Below are 16195 nucleotides of genomic sequence, written 5' to 3'. Positions count from 1 at the left end.
ACTCCCTACTCGATACTGGCAATCCATTCCTTCAGAAGCGCGATGCCTTCCTCGTGCACCATGGTGCGTCCCACCTCAGGCATCATCACTCCCGGATCAAGCGACTGCAGCCGGTACACAAGGATCGACTGGTCGGGCTTGCCCGGCATAATGTCATAGTCAAGCCCACCGGAGCCGCGACCCGCAGCAACGGGCCGTTTTTTGTAGCCCCACTGGGTTTTGTTGGCCTCATCCCATGTGAGGAACAGGCCGGAGGTGCTTGCCGGGCCTTCAAGGCGGTGGCAGTGCGCGCAGTTCACATCAAGATAGGCGCGGGCGCGGGCATCAACAGGCGCACTGGCGTCAAGGAAATCAGGCACACGCGGCGCATCAGCGGGCGCTGGCGCACCTTCAAGCACGCCAACGCGCGACCAATGCGCAAGCTGGTTTTCGGACCCTGCGGGATATTTGTAATCCATATTCAGGTTCCGCGCCTTGGGGCCAATGGGGGAGAATTCCTTATTGTAGGTGTGGCAGCCTTTGCACTGGTTCTTGTTCGGCACCACATAATTGGTCGACCGCGCGTTGCCTGCTTCATCGGTCCATTCAACCGGCAGGGTTTTACCGGCGACCTTGAGGACCGCGTCCTTCAGCTCCTCATCATAAACATAAGCCCAGGCGTTCCAGCCCTTTTCCTGACGGATCAGCAGACGCGTCTCAATGATGCGGATGTCTTTTTCAGGGGCGCGGAAATCGGCGGGGTAGGCGAAGGTTTTCACCAGCACAGACCCAACCGGGAAGTTCATCACTTCCTTGGCGTCATAGGTGGCGTGTTCGCCCTTCGGCACATAAACAAAGCGGAACTTGTGTGCATAGTCGGTAAAAAGCGGCGTGATCAGCGCGTAGGGGACAACACCTTCAGCAGGCATCTGGTTCGCATAATCACTGAAAAGCCCGTATTCAGACAGTAGTTTAGCCGGCCGCGCCGCCAGAAGCGCAGCATCGTTGATCTCGGCCCGTGCCACCGCAGCGATGGTGGTCATACTCAAAAGGGCGGCGGCAAGAACACTCAAAACACGTCTGAACAAGGGCTTTCCTCCTATTCTCCTTATCGAAACAGCTTTTTATTTTTCCTGCGGCAGGGTAACCGCAGCACGCGACGGCAATTCGCCGGCATAGTCTTCAATATCGGTATCCACGGACGCACCCCACGGCAGGATCATGTCCTTGACGAACTGCAGGTTGGCGAATGTGGTGCCCTCAGGCTCGCTGATATAAATCGCGTTTTCATCATCGGGACCAAAGAACGCCGCCCAGATACCGTCCACCGCACCGTCCCAGACAATATGCGGTACCGGCGTGCCAGTGCGCGGTTCAATGATGTCTTTGACAGCCTGGTCAGGCGCAAAACCTGCTTTTCCGTGTTTGTTACCGTGCACATAAATGGCGCGCGGCAGCGGGTTGTAGGTGGGGTCATTATATTCGCGTGGGTAAGCGACCAGAAGAATGTTCGTTGACGCATTGTCAGAGAGTTCGTTGTCGAAAATCTCAACTTCACGGTTCGCCATCACCATGATGCCGGTGCCCATGGGCACGGTTGCCACGATATTGCCGGGAGGGGCAAAGTTCGGCGTATCGTTCGCAACTACCTTGTTATTATAAACCTTCACACTGTGGCCGCCCATTTGCGGCAGGTTGGGCAGGTCAAAGACCAGAATGCCGCCTGTGTTGTGGGTGGCGACATTGTTGTACACATCCGCGAAATAGCTGTTCTCGATCTCGATACCGGCCACGTTCAGTTCCGCACGGCTGTTGCGCACGATGATCTGCTGGCTTTGGCCCACATAGATGCCCGCGTCCGAAGCACCTTTGACCACACAGCCATCAATCAGCACGTTTTTGCTCTCGACCGGATAGAGGCCGTAAGCACCGTTTTCAGCATTCGGGCCACGGGTCCATTCCACGCGCACATCCTTGAAGGTGACGATATCAACACCCTTGGCCTTGATGCCGTCGCCGGGCGTATCTTCAACCGCCAGTGCTTCAACACGCGCGCCACCCGCGGTGATCAGGAGCCCTTCGGACCCCGAGGTCTGACCTGCAAACGACAACACAGTCTCGTTCATACCAGCACCGCGCAGGGTGATGTTTTCAACATCGAGGGAGAGACCACCGGTAAATTCATAGCGGCCGGCTTTAAGCTCGATCACGCTGCCGGGTTCGGCCATGATCAGCGCTTCCTGAAGCGCTTCCTGCACGCCTTCGCCAGGCTCGATCTCAATGACGGATTGCGCCAGCGCGAGCGGCGTGGCCACAACAGCAAAAATGACGGCCAAAAAGGCCTTCACGGTGTTTTTCATCATTTCCCCCTCCCGCTTCCATCACGCAGATGCAATGGAAGCCATTAAAACTTAAGTGCAGCATGCGCCCTTGTTTGTCATTCGTCAAGAAAAAGTGAAAGCGTTTCATTTTATCATTATTTGACGCCCCCGCTTTTGCAGCTAAGCTGCCGGGGATTGGGCGATGACCGGAAGGCGGTGAGGGGCACTTGAGAACACGACCACCAAAGAAGATCCCGACACAGGCGCGGGCGATCAAGCGGCGCAATGCCATTTTGCTTGGCGCGGAGAAGCTGCTTGTGGAGGAAGGACCGCTTGCGGTCACCACCACGGGTATCTCCAGCAAAGCGGGCGTACCCGTGGGATCGGTGTACCAGTATTTCGAAGACCGGGATGATATCCTGTCGAACCTTTATGACACCGCTTACAATGAGGTGGAGCAAAAGGTGGCTGAAGCGCTGGCCGCAACACCGCCCGGCCAGTCTGTCCGCATCACGCTGGAGGAGCTGATCCGCACCTTCTGGCTTGCCGCGCGTGAGCACCCGAGCTTTCGCCCGCTGACCCGCTGGGCCAACAGCCAGCGCTCGCTTTGGGAAGTGACACCGGGCCTCGACAGTAGCCTCGCAGCGATGGTGCGCAATATTCTCGCGGTCTCGGGGGTGAGCCTGCCGGACCACCGCGAAGCCGCCATGATGCGAACCATGGTAACCACGGTGTCCATCCTGGTAGATCAGGCGATTGAGGAAGACGACGAGGCGGAAGCCGACGCGCTAATCCTTGAAATCGCCCGGCTCTTGAGTGCTTATGTGAGCTAACCCCGCCTTTATGACCAACCTCAGTACATCTGTGTTTGTCATCGGCAGCCTTGCGCTGATTGCCGTCGCAATCCTGCTTGCGTCCCCGGTGACACGCTGGCTGCATGCCCGCCATCAGTGGAAAATGTTGCTGCTGACCTATATGGTCACCTGCACCTTCGTATTTCTGGTATGGGGTGGCATCACCTGGGCATCGCCGCTGCAGGTTTACCTTGGCATTGGCGCGGTCGCTTTTGCGCTCACCGTTGGTGCGGCAGCTGATATCATGCGGGCGGCCAACGGGCTGGGGCTGGTTCCCATGAATTTCGGGCGTGCGCTTCTGCTCCTCGTCATGGCTACGCTCTCTGCCGTATGCCTTGGTCGCACGGCGCTCGAACTGGGGTTTACCAACAACAGCCCGGTTTTTGAGCGCGATGTAACCACAGTTCAGTTCACGATTGTCTATGGTGGGCGCGAGATTCCGGCAACCGTTACGACGGTGGAGGAACGCGCGCTTGATGTGTGGGTGCAGCGGCATGAATTCTGGCCTCGCGTCGTGCCCTATGGCCGCGGTCAGCGTTTCCTTTTCCCGAAAATCGAGGCTGACCTGCCGTTTGACCTTTATCTTGCGACCACCAGCACAATCAAACAGCCGTCGATCAAAAATGGCCGGGTGGTCACCACTGTCTCGCACACCATCGGCGATGTGGCGCTGGTGACTTGCGCGCCGGACGCGGACAAATGTTTTGCCCTGCGCCCGATAGCGCAGGCATACCCTGAACGCACAAGCTCGCTCACCGACAGCGCTAAACCATACGAGCGGTTTACCTTTGCGCTCCATCTGCCCGAAGGGCTTGGCCTACCGCGTGAGAGCACACTCACCTTCAAGGACTTCTCCCTGCGCCCAGTGAAATCCGGCCCGCTTGTGGGCGCGCCTAAGGGTGGCAACATTTGGCTGCTGCGCGCGTGGGAATGGTTCCCGAAGCGCGTGCGTGAGCACTGCAACAACTGGGGAAAACTCGCCGAATGGCGGCTCTGTGATATCTCGTCCGACACATGGCAGGCCATTGAGGCCAACAAGAAAAAAGCCGCCCGATGAGGCGGCTTTTTATCGTTTGAACTCGTTAGACCGCTATTCGGTGAGGTCGTCCCACAGTTCCTTCACTTTCGAGAAGAAACCTTCTGAACGCGGGGAAACATTATCGCCGCTTTCAGCCGCGAACTCTTCCATCAGCTCACGCTGGCGTTTGGTCAGGTTCATCGGCGTCTCGACCTGCGTCTCGATGATCATGTCACCGGTGAAACCGCCGTTAAGCTCAGGCATACCCTTGCCGCGCAGGCGGAACTGGCGGCCACTTTGCGTGCCTTCCGGTACCTTGATGCGTGCACGTTTGCCTTCAATTGTCGGCACCTCGATGTCACCACCGAGGGTGGCTGTCGCCATCGGGATCGGCACCTGGCAATAGAGCATGTCACCGTCGCGTTTGAAGATGGGGTGCGGGCGGATGGAGAGGAAAATATAAAGGTCACCGGGGGGTGCACCGCGGGTGCCCGCTTCGCCTTCACCGGCAAGCCGGATGCGCGTGCCTTCTTCAACCCCTTGCGGGATTTTGACCTGAAGCGTCTTTTCCTTGCGTACACGACCCGCGCCACCGCAGGACTTGCACGGGTTGATTATCACGCTGCCGGTGCCTTGGCACGTGGGGCAGGTGCGTTCCACCATGAAGAAGCCCTGGCTCGCGCGCACTTTACCCGCGCCGCCACAGGTGCCGCAAATCTCTGGCTTGGAGCCCGGCTCCGCGCCGGAACCCGAGCACGGCTCACACGCCACACTTGTCGGTACCTTGATTTGGTCGGTCTTGCCGCGGAAAGCGTCCTCGAGCGTGATTTCCATGTTGAAGCGCAGGTCGTTGCCGCGGCCACTTGCCGCGCCACCGCCACGCCGACGGCGACCGCCGCCACCGCCCATGAAATCACCGAAAAATTCTTCGAATACGTCTGAGAAATCAAAACCGCCTGCACCCGCATGCCCGCGGCCACCGCCACCCATGCCATGCTCGAACGCGGCATGACCATAGCGGTCATAAGCGGCGCGCTTCTCCGCATCCTTGAGGACGTCGTAAGCTTCGCCGATTTCCTTGAACTTTTTCTCAGCTTCCGCATCGCCCGGGTTTTTGTCCGGGTGATACTTCATCGCTGCCTTACGGAAGGCAGCCTTGAGCACTTTTTCGTCCGCATCCCGCGCGACGCCCAAGAGCTCGTAATAATCCTGTTTTGACATAAGCGGCTCCCCGCGCTGTTTGCCTCGCCACACCGTGCCCGCTTTCCCTAAAAAGCGCGCCAGCCCCGGAAGTCAGACGCCGCCCGCCACAAATGTGGGAGGCGGCGCCCATGTTCCGGATGGCTTCAGGCAGCCATCTTATTTCTTGTCGTTTTCGTCGACTTCTTCAAAGTCCACGTCAACCACATCGTCACCGTCATCAGCTGCTTTCGCCGCCGCGTCGGCCTGTGCGGCGTCTGCTGCATCAGCGTCTGCGCCACCTGCTTCCTGGCCAGCTTTATAAATCTGCTCGCCCATCTTCATGGTGGCTTGAGCCAGCACTTCGGTCTTTTGCTTGATGGCGTCGACATCGTCGCCTTCAAGCGCGGACTTAAGGTCGGTGATCGCGGCGTTGATGGCACCCTTGTCAGCGTCGGACACTTTGTCCTTGTGCTCATCAAGGTTTTTCTCAGCCGAGTGGATCAGCGCTTCAGCCTGGTTCTTGGCTTCCACCAGCTCCTTACGCTTCTTGTCCGCGTCAGCGTTGGCTTCGGCGTCCTTGACCATCTTCTCAATGTCAGCGTCAGAGAGGCCACCAGATGCCTGGATGCGGATCTGCTGCTCTTTGCCCGTGCCCTTGTCCTTGGCGGACACGTTCACGATGCCGTTCGCGTCAATATCGAAGGCCACTTCAATCTGCGGTACACCGCGTGGTGCCGGCGGGATGCCCACAAGGTCAAACTGACCGAGCATCTTGTTGTCGGCAGCCATCTCGCGCTCACCCTGGAAGACGCGGATGGTTACTGCACCCTGATTGTCTTCCGCGGTGGAGAAGACTTGAGCCTTCTTCGTCGGGATCGTGGTGTTGCGGTCGATAAGGCGTGTGAACACACCGCCGAGCGTCTCGATACCGAGCGACAGCGGGGTCACGTCGAGAAGAAGAACGTCCTTCACGTCGCCCTGAAGAACGCCAGCCTGAATGGCGGCACCCATGGCAACCACTTCGTCCGGGTTCACGCCCTTGTGCGGCTCGCGACCGAAGAACTCTTTCACGACTTCCTGGATTTTCGGCATACGGGTCTGACCACCCACGAGAACAACATCGTCGATCTCGCCCGCGGCAAGGCCAGCGTCCTTGAGCGCTTTTTTGCAAGGCTCAAGCGTGCGTTTGATCAGGTCTTCCACAAGGCTTTCGAGCTTGGCGCGGGTCAGCTTGATCTGAAGGTGCTTCGGCCCAGACGCATCAGCGGTGATGAACGGCAGGTTCACTTCCGTCTGCGTGGAGGAGGAAAGCTCGATCTTCGCTTTCTCAGCCGCTTCCTTCAGACGCTGCAGCGCCATACGGTCGCCCTTGAGGTCGATGCCGTTTTCTTTCTTGAATTCAGCCGCCAGATACTCAACGAGGCGCATGTCGAAGTCTTCACCGCCGAGGAAGGTGTCACCGTTCGTCGACTTCACTTCAAATACGCCGTCACCGATTTCGAGAACCGATACGTCGAAGGTACCGCCACCAAGGTCAAACACCGCAATGGTGTGGCCGTCTTCTTTTTCGAGACCGTAGGCAAGCGCGGCTGCCGTAGGCTCGTTGATGATACGCAGCACTTCAAGGCCCGCGATCTTGCCGGCGTCTTTGGTTGCCTGGCGCTGCGCGTCGTTGAAGTATGCCGGAACGGTGATGACCGCCTGATCAACCGTCTCGCCGAGGTAGCTCTCTGCCGTTTCCTTCATTTTCTGAAGGATCATGGCCGAGATCTGGCTCGGGGAATATTTTTCGCCCTTGGCTTCAACCCACGCGTCGCCACCGTCCGCCTTCACAATATTGTAGGGGACCATGTCCTTGTCTTTTTGCGTGGTCGGATCGTCGAACGTGCGGCCGATAAGGCGCTTGATCGCGAACAGGGTGTCCTGCGCATTCGTTACAGCCTGGCGCTTTGCGGCCTGACCAACGAGACGCTCGCCACCGTCGGTGAAACCAACGATCGACGGCGTGGTGCGCGCACCCTCGGAGTTTTCAATAACTTTCGGCTTGGAGCCGTCCATGATGGCTACGCACGAGTTTGTCGTACCCAAATCGATACCGATTACTTTACCCATATTACCTTTTCCCTTCGTCAAGCCGACTGCCTGGGCCCTATCGGCACCCTTTTACAGCCTCTTTGGGTTCATGTTTTTGGTTCATCTGCTGGGCGCCAAAACGACCGGCCTCCAGCGTCTTTCTCGGCCTATATAGGTGTGGGTAAGGCACGCCGCAAGGGCGGAGGTGCATAAATTTTGCCTGATCCTGCAACTAAAAAGCTCATTGCAGAGAATATGTTGTCCCCTTACATAAAAGCCACAGGCAGGTTTCAAATCGCCGCACACCCCAAAGAAAGATTGAAAATGGGAAGGTGCGGGCTAAACTCGCTTTCAAATGGACAAAAGCCAGAACGATAAAAAATCCAAACTCCAAGGGGCGGGGACCATATGACAACCGACGCCAACAAGGCACCCGAGACTAGTCAGGCAAGCAGTAAGGCAGACGCGGAAGAGCCCGCGAAGAATGAGGCGCTCGTGCTTCTCAAAGACCTTGTTGTCATTGTTCTTTTCTACCTGATTTTCACCACCTTCGGCTGGGGTAGCTTCCACATTCCGTCAGGCAGCATGGAACCCACGCTTGAAGTCGGGGACCGGATTTTTGTTTCCAAACTGTCCTATGGCTATAACCGCTATTCCTTCCACTTCGACCCCGACTTCATCCCCGAAGGCCGCCTGTTTGACGACGCGCCGGACCGCGGAGATGTAGTGGTCTTCACGCTGCCCTACCGGGACCACAATGATTTCATCAAGCGGGTGATCGGCCTGCCGGGCGACACGGTGCAATTGAAACACGGCCGCCTTTACATCAACGGCACGCTGGTGGAGCGCACTTTCCTCCGTGATGTGAACTACACTGATTATAATGGCCTCGACCAACGCGTGAAGGAATATGAGGAAACCCTGCCAAACGGGGTCAAACACCGTATTTATGAGCGCACAGACAAGGGCGATTATGACGACACATCGCTTTATGTCGTGCCACAAGGCCACTATTTCATGATGGGTGACAACCGCGACGCCTCCAGCGACAGTCGGGTGCTCTCGAACATGGGGTATGTGAAACACGCCTATCTCGTGGGCCGCGCCGACATTACCACCTTCAGCCTGTATGACTGCGACCAAGGCAAGGATGTCTTCTGCCCCGCCGGTGTACCACTCGGCCGCTTCTTCACCCTGATCGACTAAAAGAAAAAGCCCCCGAACATTTCGGGGGCTTCTTTAATTCCGTTCACGCCGATGGACTAGACCATGCGGTGGAGCGCGCAAATCTTGTTGCCTGACGGGTCGCGCAGGTAGGCGAGGTACATTTTCTGGCCCGCACCCTCGCGTACACCTGGCGGGTCTTCGATCGCCTTGCCGCCATGCTTGAGCCCGGCTGCGTGCCACGCATCAACCATTTCCGGGCTGTCGGCAACAAAGCCGATGGTGCTGCCGTTGCCGCAGCTGGCTGGCTGGCCGTCAATCGGCTTCGAGAGGCTGAAAACGCCGGTTTTCTCGAAATAGAAGCAGCGGCCTTTTTGGTCCATCACGCCGGGGCGGTGCCCCAGCGTTTCCATCAAGGCGTCGTAGAATTTTTTCGACTGGGCGACATCATCGGCCCCCAGCATGACATGACTGAACATCTGCAGTCCCTCTCCTGACTTAAGTGATGTGTTGGTGGGGTTTATGTAAGGCTGAATGCGACGCGGTCAACGCGCCGTCATGCATTCCAGATGGCATCGCCGAGCTTGCCGACGAACGCCTTATGGGCTTCAAGTTCGGCCTCGCTCACGGTGAAACTGCGGGGTTCGCGCTTTTTCTTCTCGCGCACGATATGGCCAGTGCCGCTATCGACCGCGAGGTCAAGCCCCGCCTGCCTGCCGCCCAGAAGCTCGATATAAACATCGGCGAGGATTTCAGCGTCAAGGAGCGCGCCGTGGAGTGTCCGGTGACCGTTCGAGACCCCGAAGCGTTTACAGAGCGCGTCGAGCGAGTTGGCAGCACCCGGGAATTTATTGCGTGCGATGGCAAGAGTATCAACAAAGCGCTTCACATGGATGATGGGTTTGACCGCATTCTCCAGCTCCCAGTTGATAAAGCGCATATCGAACTCGGCATTGTGCGCCACGAGTACACTGTCAGTGCCAACAAACTCGAGAAACTCGTCCGCCACATCGGCGAAAACCGGCTTGTCACGCAGGAAATCCGTAGTGATACCGTGTACACGTACAGCAGATTCCGGCACGTCGCGCTCCGGGTTCACATATTGGTGATAGTGTTTGCCGGTCAGGACCTTATCAACCATTTCCACAAGGCCGATTTCGATTAACCGGTCACCGCTCATCGGGTCGAAACCCGTGGTCTCGGTATCGAAAATCAGCTCCCGTACGCTCATTGGTCCTGCTCCAGTTCTTTCACGATTTTTTCGACCTGCGCGAAGGCATGCTCAAGGCCTTTGTCCGTCTCGATGATATAGTCCGCGCCTGCGCGTTTGTCACTGTCCGGCACTTGCCGCGCAAGGATGTTTTCAAACTTTTCCACTGTCATGCCGGGGCGCGCCAGCACCCGTTCGCGCTGCACACCTGAGGGAGCCGAGACCACAACAACCTTGTCGCAGGCTTTGTTGCCGCCGGTTTCAAACAGAAGCGGCACATCGAGCACGACAAATTTGGCACCCGCTTTCTCAGCCGCGTCAAAAAACGCAATGCGGGCATCGGTGACCATGGGGTGCATGATAGCCTCAAGCCGCTTTTTGGCCAAAGGGTCCGCGAACACCAGTTCACCCAGTTTTGTGCGGTTGAGCACACCACTCTCAACCACCCCGGGGAAGGCCGCGTCAATGGCAGGGATCGCCGGGCCGTCCTTGACCTGCAGCTTGTGTACCTCAGCATCCGCATCAAAAACCGGCACACCAAGACGCGCGAACATCTTGGCCGTTTCCGACTTGCCCATACCGATGGAACCCGTAAGCCCGATGATTTTCATCTGAACACCGCCTCCAGCCGTTCGCGCAGCTCGTCGTCATACTCGGGCATGATATCAAACCACACTTTGAAGGCCGCGGCGGCCTGGTAGACCAGCATACCAAGGCCGGTTACGGTACGAAGGCCATGGGCTTCAGCGTCCTTGAGCAGCGGGGTCACAAGCGGCTGGTAGACGATATCGTACACAACCGTATCCTTCGCGCATTTGGATATATCGAGCTCAAGCGGATCATTGCCGTGCATGCCCAGCACCGTGGTGTTGACGATCAGCCCTGCGGTCAGCGCCACATCATTGCGCTCTTTCCAGTCGACCACCACCATACGGCCACGGCCGATTTCCTTGGCGATAACTTCCGCCTTTTCGCGCGTGCGGTTGGTAATGACTACAAAGGGCAGGTTTTCGTTCAACAGTCCAAGCGCCGCCGCACGGGCTGCACCACCGGCGCCAATCACCATGGCGGGCCGATCCTTCGGCCAGGACGGCAGGTTTTGCTGCAGGTTTGCCATCAGGCCAATGCCGTCGGTGTTGAAACCGGTTGTTTTGCCGTCCGGCTCGATTTTGACCGTATTCACCGCCCCCATGAGGCGTGCGAGCGGAGCCAGTTTATCCAGATGCGGGATAATGGCTTCCTTATGCGGCACCGTGATGTTGAAGCCCACAAGGCCCTCAGCTTTCATGGCTGCAAGCGCGTCGCCAATGCTGTCTGGTGCGACCGGGCGTTTTTCATAACAGCCGCTGATGCCGTATTTCGCCATCCAGTGATTGTGGATAACCGGCGACAGGGTGTGGGTCAGCGGCCAGCCAATAACGGCGGCTTTTTTGAAATCTCGTTCACTCATAACGGCAATACCTCCCGGCGACGGAGAAAGTCGAGCACCGGCAACAGCGGCAAGCCAAGCACGGTGAAATAGTCGCCGTCCACACGGGTGAACAGCTGCGCACCAAGCCCTTCAAGCTGGTATGCGCCAGCCGATGAATAAGCCGCTTCGCCAATCTGGTCCAGGTACCAGCTTATATAATCGTCCGAGAGCGGCCGCATGCTCAGTTTCACACTTTGCGCCGCACGCCAGATGGGCTGGCCGTCTTCATATATGACCGCAGCTGAAATCAGTTCATGCGTGCCGCCTGAAAGACCCTTAAGTGTGGCAATCGCATCCTCACGGTTTGTGGCTTTGGAATAAAGATCGCCGTCCTTCCAGATGACCTGATCGGACCCCAGCACCAGCTTGCCCATGTGGGCATAAGAGACATTCCGCGCTTTCACGTCCGCCAGCGCATCGGCAATATCGCGCGCGGGCGCACCGTCGGCAAGCAAGGCTTGTTTGATCGCATCTTCATCCACGGCCGGTCTGACCGCACTGAACGGCACCCCGGCAGACGTCAGCATATCGGCGCGGGTTTTACTGCCTGACGCCAGTATGAGCTCAGTCATGCGTCGGCGCACCTTCGGTCGGTCGGTCGAGCCACGCTGTATAGCGGCTGATGATGGCGGCGGCAGTTTCCTCAATCGACCGGCGGGTCACATCAATCGTGGGCCAGCCACGCTGGGTGCAATATTTGCGGCATTCCTTGATCTCCTCCTGAATGTGGGAGATGTCGGTATAGTCACCTTCCTCATCCTGATTGATCGACCGCAGCCGATTGGTACGAATGGCCACCAGTCGTTCGGCGCTTGTGGTAAGGCCGATGACAAATTTACCGCGGATTTCATCCAGTTCCCGCGGCATCGGGCAACCAGGTACAAAAGGCACGTTGATGGTCTTGTACCCCTTGTTGGCGAGATAAATACTCGTCGGTGTTTTGGATGAACGCGACACACCGACAAGAATGATATCCGCCTGCGGCATGTCCTGCACAAGCTGGCCGTCATCATGCGCCATGGTGAATTGAAGCGCGTCGATGCGTTCAAAATAGTGGGCATCCAATTTATGCTGACGACCCGGTTTGTGGGAGGCCTGCACACCGAAGTAGGACCCGAGCAGATTGATCACCGGATCAAGGATCGAGAGCACCGGCAAGCTGGCTTCCATGGCCTCCCGCTCAAGCGCTTCGCGGATCGGCACATTCACCAGCGTATACATGATGAGACCCGGCTGTTCGCGGATATCTTCCATCAGGCGGCTCATCTGCATGGCGGAGCGCACAAGCGGCCAATAATGTTTTTTAACATTCACCCCTTCAAACTGCACGAGCGCAGCCTGCACGATGGCCTCCAGGGTTTCACCTGTGGAATCCGAGACCAGATGCAGGTGAAATTCATCATCGCGGCTCGAAATGGCGCCTGCGGGCGAGACAGGATCGGGCATGTTTTCCTCGTTTGGCACGGGTGGAAGACTCATGGGAATAGCCTGTGGATAACTTGTTGATGGACCGGTTGAAAACGAGCCTAAGGCCTTTACCCCCAATTTGTGAAGTGTTTGTTCGACAAACTGTCAGGCTTGTGCACAGACGCGGGCTTACAGGGAAAAGCGATGCCAAAAAACACCAGATTTTGATGTTTTCCCCATAATCCACAGGCTATGTAGGGTCACAAATTCGCCATTTGTGTAAATATTCCCATGGTTTATACACAGGCTACGCGATGCAGTGCCGCAGGTGGCTTGTTTGTGTACAAGATTGTGGATAAATCGTTTTCCACAGGATTCACAGGCATTCACTACAACTACAAAATATATATACATATATTTATTAGTATGTTGTCTGAGCCTCGCAGGCCGACCGAGTATCAATAACAGGAAGCTTTCATGGCAAAAATTCTTCTCGAGACTCTCAAGGGAAACCCCTCTGACCGTGTCCCCTTCTGGTTCATGCGTCAGGCAGGGCGTTATTTGCCGGAATACCGTGAAGTGAGGGCAACAGCACCATCCTTCATGGATTTCTGTTACAGCCCGGACAAGGCCACGGAAGTGACCCTGCAACCGATCCGCCGGTTTGGGATGGACGGTGCCATCCTGTTTGCCGATATCCTTGTTGTGCCGGACGGACTTGGCCAGGACGTGTGGTTCGAAGCAGGCGTTGGCCCACGCCTCAACCCGGTGACAGACAAAGCATCCTATGATCGCCTGTCGCTGGGTGCTTTCCACGAAAAAGTGGGCAACGTGTATGAAACCTTGCGCCGCTTGAAGGTCGAATTGCCTTCAGATGTGACCTTGCTTGGTTTTGCAGGCGCGCCCTGGACGGTTGCCACCTATATGATTGAAGGCGCGGGATCTAAAGACCACGCAGCCGCCCGCCAGATGGGCTATGGCGACCCGGAGCTGTTTGGCAAGATCCTCGACCTTCTGGTGGACGCAACGGCGGAATATCTGATCGCGCAGATCGATGCCGGTGCAGATGCTGTGCAGATTTTTGACAGCTGGTCCGCCGCGATCCCGGAACCCATGTTCGAGAAATGGGTGATTGAGCCGACCCGCGCGATTGTGGACAAGGTGCGGGCGAAACACGCCGAGACACCGATCATTGGTTTCCCGCGGCTTGCTGGCGCCATGCTGCCGGAATTTGTTGCGCGCACCGGCGTGAACGCTGTGTCGCTTGATACCGGTGTGCCACTCTCGTGGGCGGCGGAGCATGTGCAAAGCCAGGTGTGTGTGCAGGGCAATATGGACCCGCATCTGGTGGTCGCCGGTGGCCAGCCCATGGTGGATGAAGCCAACCGTATCTTGGATAAGCTCAAGGGCGGCGCGCATATTTTCAACCTTGGTCACGGTTTTGTGCCGCAGACACCACCAGAGAATGTTGCGCTTCTCTCGGAAACCATTAAGAATTTCCGCCGGTAGAACTTCAGTTACCACATAAGGGGAAGGGTCAATGGAAGGCTATCTGGGCGAGTTTTATCTCTGGACCAAGGCGCTGCATATCGTCTTTGTCATCTTCTGGATGGCGGGCATGTTCATGCTGCCGCGTTACCTGGCCTACCACTGCCAGTGCGAGGTAGGGTCGGAAGAGGACCAGAAATGGATCGAGCGTGAACGCCGCCTGATGCGCATCATCATCAACCCGGCGATGACGATCACCTGGATTCTTGGCATCATGCTTGTTTTTAATATTGGTTTTTCGGCCGGTGGCTGGCTCCATGCCAAACTTTTGCTGGTGTTCCTGCTGTCCGGTTTCCACGGCATGTTATCCAAGCACCGCAAGGCTTTTGAACGCGGTGAACGGCCAAAGGATGAGCGTTATTACCGCCGTATCAACGAGGTGCCAGCGCTGTTTATTTTTGCGATTGTTCTTCTGGTGGTACCAAAAGCTTTCTGATTGTTTCCAATCATCCCGCATCGGGACCAAATGGCTTGACAGCTTAAGCCATCGTGATAGCCTGAAAATATCGAGGCGCGCTATCTCTGGCGCGTGTCTGCACAAATTCCCAAAAAATGCCGGATTTTGCATCGAGTATACCGGCTGATCAATTTCCGAAAGACTTGGGCGAAAAAGCCCCAATAATCTGGAAAACCTCCTTGAATAACAACAAATTGGACGATCCCATGCACTTACAGGATCTCAAGAACAAGACACCGGCTGATTTGCTTGCACTGGCAGAGGACGCGGGCGTCGAAAACGCGAGTAGCATGCGCAAACAAGACATGATGTTTGCGATCCTTAAACAACTGGCCGAGGACGATATCGAAATCTCTGGTGGCGGCGTGATCGAAATCCTCTCTGACGGATTTGGTTTCCTGCGCAGCCCCGAGGCGAACTATCTGCCGGGCCCTGATGATATTTATGTGAGCCCGAGCCAAATCCGCCGTTTTGCGCTCCGGACCGGTGACACGGTTGAAGGCCAGATCCGCGCGCCGAAGGATGGCGAGCGGTATTTTGCGCTTCTGAAGGTCTCCTCCATCAACTTCGATGAGCCTGAGAAGACCAAACACAAGGTTCACTTCGACAACCTGACGCCGCTTTACCCGGACGAGAAACTGAAGCTCGACCCCGATGATCCAACGGTCAAGGACAAGTCACCACGGGTGATCGACCTTGTCGCCCCGATCGGCAAAGGCCAGCGTGCGCTCATCGTCGCGCCGCCACGGACCGGTAAAACTGTTCTCTTGCAGAACATCGCGAAATCCATCACCGCCAACCACCCTGAGTGTTACGTGATCGTTCTGTTGATCGACGAACGCCCGGAAGAGGTGACGGACATGCAGCGCAGTGTGCAGGGCGAGGTGGTATCCTCCACCTTCGACGAGCCCGCATCGCGCCACGTCCAGGTTGCTGAAATGGTGATCGAGAAAGCCAAACGGCTGGTGGAGCACGGTAAGGACGTTGTGATCCTGCTTGACAGTATCACCCGTCTCGCGCGCGCCTATAACACCGTTGTGCCGTCATCGGGCAAAGTCCTCACCGGTGGTGTGGACGCCAACGCGCTGCAGCGCCCGAAACGTTTCTTCGGTGCCGCCCGGAATATCGAGGAAGGTGGTTCGCTTTCGATCATCGCGACCGCGCTTATCGAGACCGGCAGCCGCATGGACGAAGTGATCTTCGAGGAATTCAAAGGTACGGGTAACTCCGAGATCGTGCTCGACCGCAAGGTGGCCGACAAGCGTGTATTCCCGGCGATCGACATCCTCAAGTCCGGTACGCGGAAAGAGGAACTGCTCGTCGACCAGGGCACCTTGTCGAAAATGTGGGTACTTCGCCGTATCCTCACACCGATGGGCACTGTCGATGCGATGGAATTCCTCCTTGGCAAGCTCAAGGAAAGCAAAAACAACGAGGATTTCTTCACCAGCATGAACAATTAATTTCGCTGGGATTTGAGATCAAACCCGTTAGGGTAAAGGGCTTGCAGT

Annotated in this window: 16 protein-coding genes; 6 read left to right on the top strand and 10 right to left on the bottom strand. The window is 56.9% G+C overall.

The annotated features are described in order from the left end of the window. Window positions 1-5 precede the first annotated feature (5 nt). Together B150_RS0103915 and B150_RS0103910 are read right to left on the bottom strand one after the other, a co-directional pair. Complete coding sequence (locus B150_RS0103915; protein ID WP_211205920.1) at window positions 6-1067, bottom strand: SO2930 family diheme c-type cytochrome; 1062 nt, start codon at window positions 1065-1067, stop codon at window positions 6-8. Between the two features lie 36 nt (window positions 1068-1103). Beyond that, a complete protein-coding gene (locus B150_RS0103910) occupies window positions 1104-2342 on the bottom strand; it encodes a parallel beta-helix domain-containing protein (protein ID WP_020398580.1) in 1239 nt (412 codons plus the stop codon). Window positions 2343-2527: 185 nt separating this feature from the next. Between B150_RS0103910 and B150_RS22120 the strand changes: the two genes are divergently transcribed. Both B150_RS22120 and B150_RS0103900 read left to right on the top strand, forming a co-directional pair. Further along, window positions 2528-3133 carry a TetR/AcrR family transcriptional regulator gene (locus B150_RS22120; RefSeq protein WP_020398579.1) on the top strand — a complete coding sequence of 202 codons (606 nt, stop codon included), beginning with the start codon at window positions 2528-2530 and terminating at the stop codon, window positions 3131-3133. Between the two features lie 10 nt (window positions 3134-3143). After that, window positions 3144-4211, top strand: coding sequence for a hypothetical protein (locus B150_RS0103900; protein ID WP_020398578.1), 1068 nt, complete (start codon window positions 3144-3146; stop codon window positions 4209-4211). 33 nt (window positions 4212-4244) lie between these two features. On the opposite strand, the gene dnaJ is transcribed toward B150_RS0103900, so the two are convergent. Further along, window positions 4245-5393 carry a molecular chaperone DnaJ gene (gene dnaJ / locus B150_RS0103895; protein WP_020398577.1) on the bottom strand — a complete coding sequence of 383 codons (1149 nt, stop codon included), beginning with the start codon at window positions 5391-5393 and terminating at the stop codon, window positions 4245-4247. A gap of 138 nt (window positions 5394-5531) precedes the next feature. Then, entirely contained in the window at window positions 5532-7466 is a 1935-nt protein-coding gene (gene dnaK, locus B150_RS0103890; RefSeq protein ID WP_020398576.1) for a molecular chaperone DnaK, read from the bottom strand. A gap of 369 nt (window positions 7467-7835) precedes the next feature. Here dnaK and lepB point away from each other — a divergent pair, with 369 nt between their 5' ends. Beyond that, a complete protein-coding gene (gene lepB / locus B150_RS19640) occupies window positions 7836-8633 on the top strand; it encodes a signal peptidase I (protein WP_020398575.1) in 798 nt (265 codons plus the stop codon). A 56-nt stretch (window positions 8634-8689) separates the two neighbouring features. Here the strand turns inward: lepB and B150_RS0103880 are convergent, their stop codons facing one another. The 6 genes from B150_RS0103880 to B150_RS0103855 all read right to left on the bottom strand — a co-directional run bounded on the left by B150_RS0103880 (window position 8690) and on the right by B150_RS0103855 (window position 12718). Next, window positions 8690-9070 (bottom strand): VOC family protein, encoded by a 381-nt coding sequence (locus tag B150_RS0103880; RefSeq protein ID WP_020398574.1) that lies wholly within the window; start codon window positions 9068-9070, stop codon window positions 8690-8692. 77 nt (window positions 9071-9147) lie between these two features. Then, window positions 9148-9822 (bottom strand): DNA polymerase III subunit epsilon, encoded by a 675-nt coding sequence (gene dnaQ, locus B150_RS0103875; RefSeq protein WP_020398573.1) that lies wholly within the window; start codon window positions 9820-9822, stop codon window positions 9148-9150. Beyond that, a complete protein-coding gene (gene coaE, locus B150_RS0103870) occupies window positions 9819-10412 on the bottom strand; it encodes a dephospho-CoA kinase (RefSeq protein ID WP_020398572.1) in 594 nt (197 codons plus the stop codon). Before coaE ends, dnaQ begins: the two co-directional genes overlap by 4 nt. Beyond that, window positions 10409-11251 carry a shikimate dehydrogenase gene (locus B150_RS0103865; RefSeq protein WP_020398571.1) on the bottom strand — a complete coding sequence of 281 codons (843 nt, stop codon included), beginning with the start codon at window positions 11249-11251 and terminating at the stop codon, window positions 10409-10411. Before B150_RS0103865 ends, coaE begins: the two co-directional genes overlap by 4 nt. Next, entirely contained in the window at window positions 11248-11844 is a 597-nt protein-coding gene (locus B150_RS0103860; protein ID WP_020398570.1) for a Maf family protein, read from the bottom strand. Before B150_RS0103860 ends, B150_RS0103865 begins: the two co-directional genes overlap by 4 nt. Continuing rightward, window positions 11837-12718 carry a pyruvate, water dikinase regulatory protein gene (locus tag B150_RS0103855; RefSeq protein WP_020398569.1) on the bottom strand — a complete coding sequence of 294 codons (882 nt, stop codon included), beginning with the start codon at window positions 12716-12718 and terminating at the stop codon, window positions 11837-11839. Before B150_RS0103855 ends, B150_RS0103860 begins: the two co-directional genes overlap by 8 nt. Window positions 12719-13156: 438 nt before the next feature. Here B150_RS0103855 and hemE point away from each other — a divergent pair, with 438 nt between their 5' ends. From hemE to rho, 3 genes are all read left to right on the top strand, one after another. After that, window positions 13157-14188 (top strand): uroporphyrinogen decarboxylase, encoded by a 1032-nt coding sequence (gene hemE / locus B150_RS0103850; RefSeq protein WP_020398568.1) that lies wholly within the window; start codon window positions 13157-13159, stop codon window positions 14186-14188. Window positions 14189-14219: 31 nt separating this feature from the next. Beyond that, window positions 14220-14663: a CopD family protein gene (locus tag B150_RS0103845; RefSeq protein WP_020398567.1), complete on the top strand. Its 444-nt coding sequence runs from the start codon at window positions 14220-14222 to the stop codon at window positions 14661-14663. A gap of 227 nt (window positions 14664-14890) precedes the next feature. After that, window positions 14891-16147, top strand: coding sequence for a transcription termination factor Rho (gene rho, locus B150_RS0103840; protein ID WP_020398566.1), 1257 nt, complete (start codon window positions 14891-14893; stop codon window positions 16145-16147). Window positions 16148-16195 lie beyond the last annotated feature (48 nt).

It is taken from the genome of Kordiimonas gwangyangensis DSM 19435 = JCM 12864, from assembly GCF_000375545.1.
Classification (GTDB): Bacteria; Pseudomonadota; Alphaproteobacteria; order Sphingomonadales; family Kordiimonadaceae; genus Kordiimonas; species Kordiimonas gwangyangensis.
Note: the sequence above shows the minus strand (reverse complement) of the source record. Positions and strands in the feature narration are given on the sequence as shown.

Excerpts from the sequence above, each read along its gene's own strand:
- B150_RS0103865 (WP_020398571.1), bottom strand. The coding sequence starts at position 11,251 with ATGAGTGAACGAGATTTCAAAAAAGCCGCCGTTATTGGCTGGCCGCTG.
- lepB (WP_020398575.1), top strand. The coding sequence starts at position 7,836 with ATGACAACCGACGCCAACAAGGCACCCGAGACTAGTCAGGCAAGCAGT.
- B150_RS0103910 (WP_020398580.1), bottom strand. The coding sequence starts at position 2,342 with ATGATGAAAAACACCGTGAAGGCCTTTTTGGCCGTCATTTTTGCTGTT.
- hemE (WP_020398568.1), top strand. The coding sequence starts at position 13,157 with ATGGCAAAAATTCTTCTCGAGACTCTCAAGGGAAACCCCTCTGACCGT.
- B150_RS0103900 (WP_020398578.1), top strand. The coding sequence starts at position 3,144 with ATGACCAACCTCAGTACATCTGTGTTTGTCATCGGCAGCCTTGCGCTG.
- dnaJ (WP_020398577.1), bottom strand. The coding sequence starts at position 5,393 with ATGTCAAAACAGGATTATTACGAGCTCTTGGGCGTCGCGCGGGATGCG.
- B150_RS0103880 (WP_020398574.1), bottom strand. The coding sequence starts at position 9,070 with ATGTTCAGTCATGTCATGCTGGGGGCCGATGATGTCGCCCAGTCGAAA.
- coaE (WP_020398572.1), bottom strand. The coding sequence starts at position 10,412 with ATGAAAATCATCGGGCTTACGGGTTCCATCGGTATGGGCAAGTCGGAA.
- dnaK (WP_020398576.1), bottom strand. The coding sequence starts at position 7,466 with ATGGGTAAAGTAATCGGTATCGATTTGGGTACGACAAACTCGTGCGTA.
- B150_RS0103860 (WP_020398570.1), bottom strand. The coding sequence starts at position 11,844 with ATGACTGAGCTCATACTGGCGTCAGGCAGTAAAACCCGCGCCGATATG.
- B150_RS0103845 (WP_020398567.1), top strand. The coding sequence starts at position 14,220 with ATGGAAGGCTATCTGGGCGAGTTTTATCTCTGGACCAAGGCGCTGCAT.
- dnaQ (WP_020398573.1), bottom strand. The coding sequence starts at position 9,822 with ATGAGCGTACGGGAGCTGATTTTCGATACCGAGACCACGGGTTTCGAC.
- B150_RS0103855 (WP_020398569.1), bottom strand. The coding sequence starts at position 12,718 with ATGCCCGATCCTGTCTCGCCCGCAGGCGCCATTTCGAGCCGCGATGAT.
- rho (WP_020398566.1), top strand. The coding sequence starts at position 14,891 with ATGCACTTACAGGATCTCAAGAACAAGACACCGGCTGATTTGCTTGCA.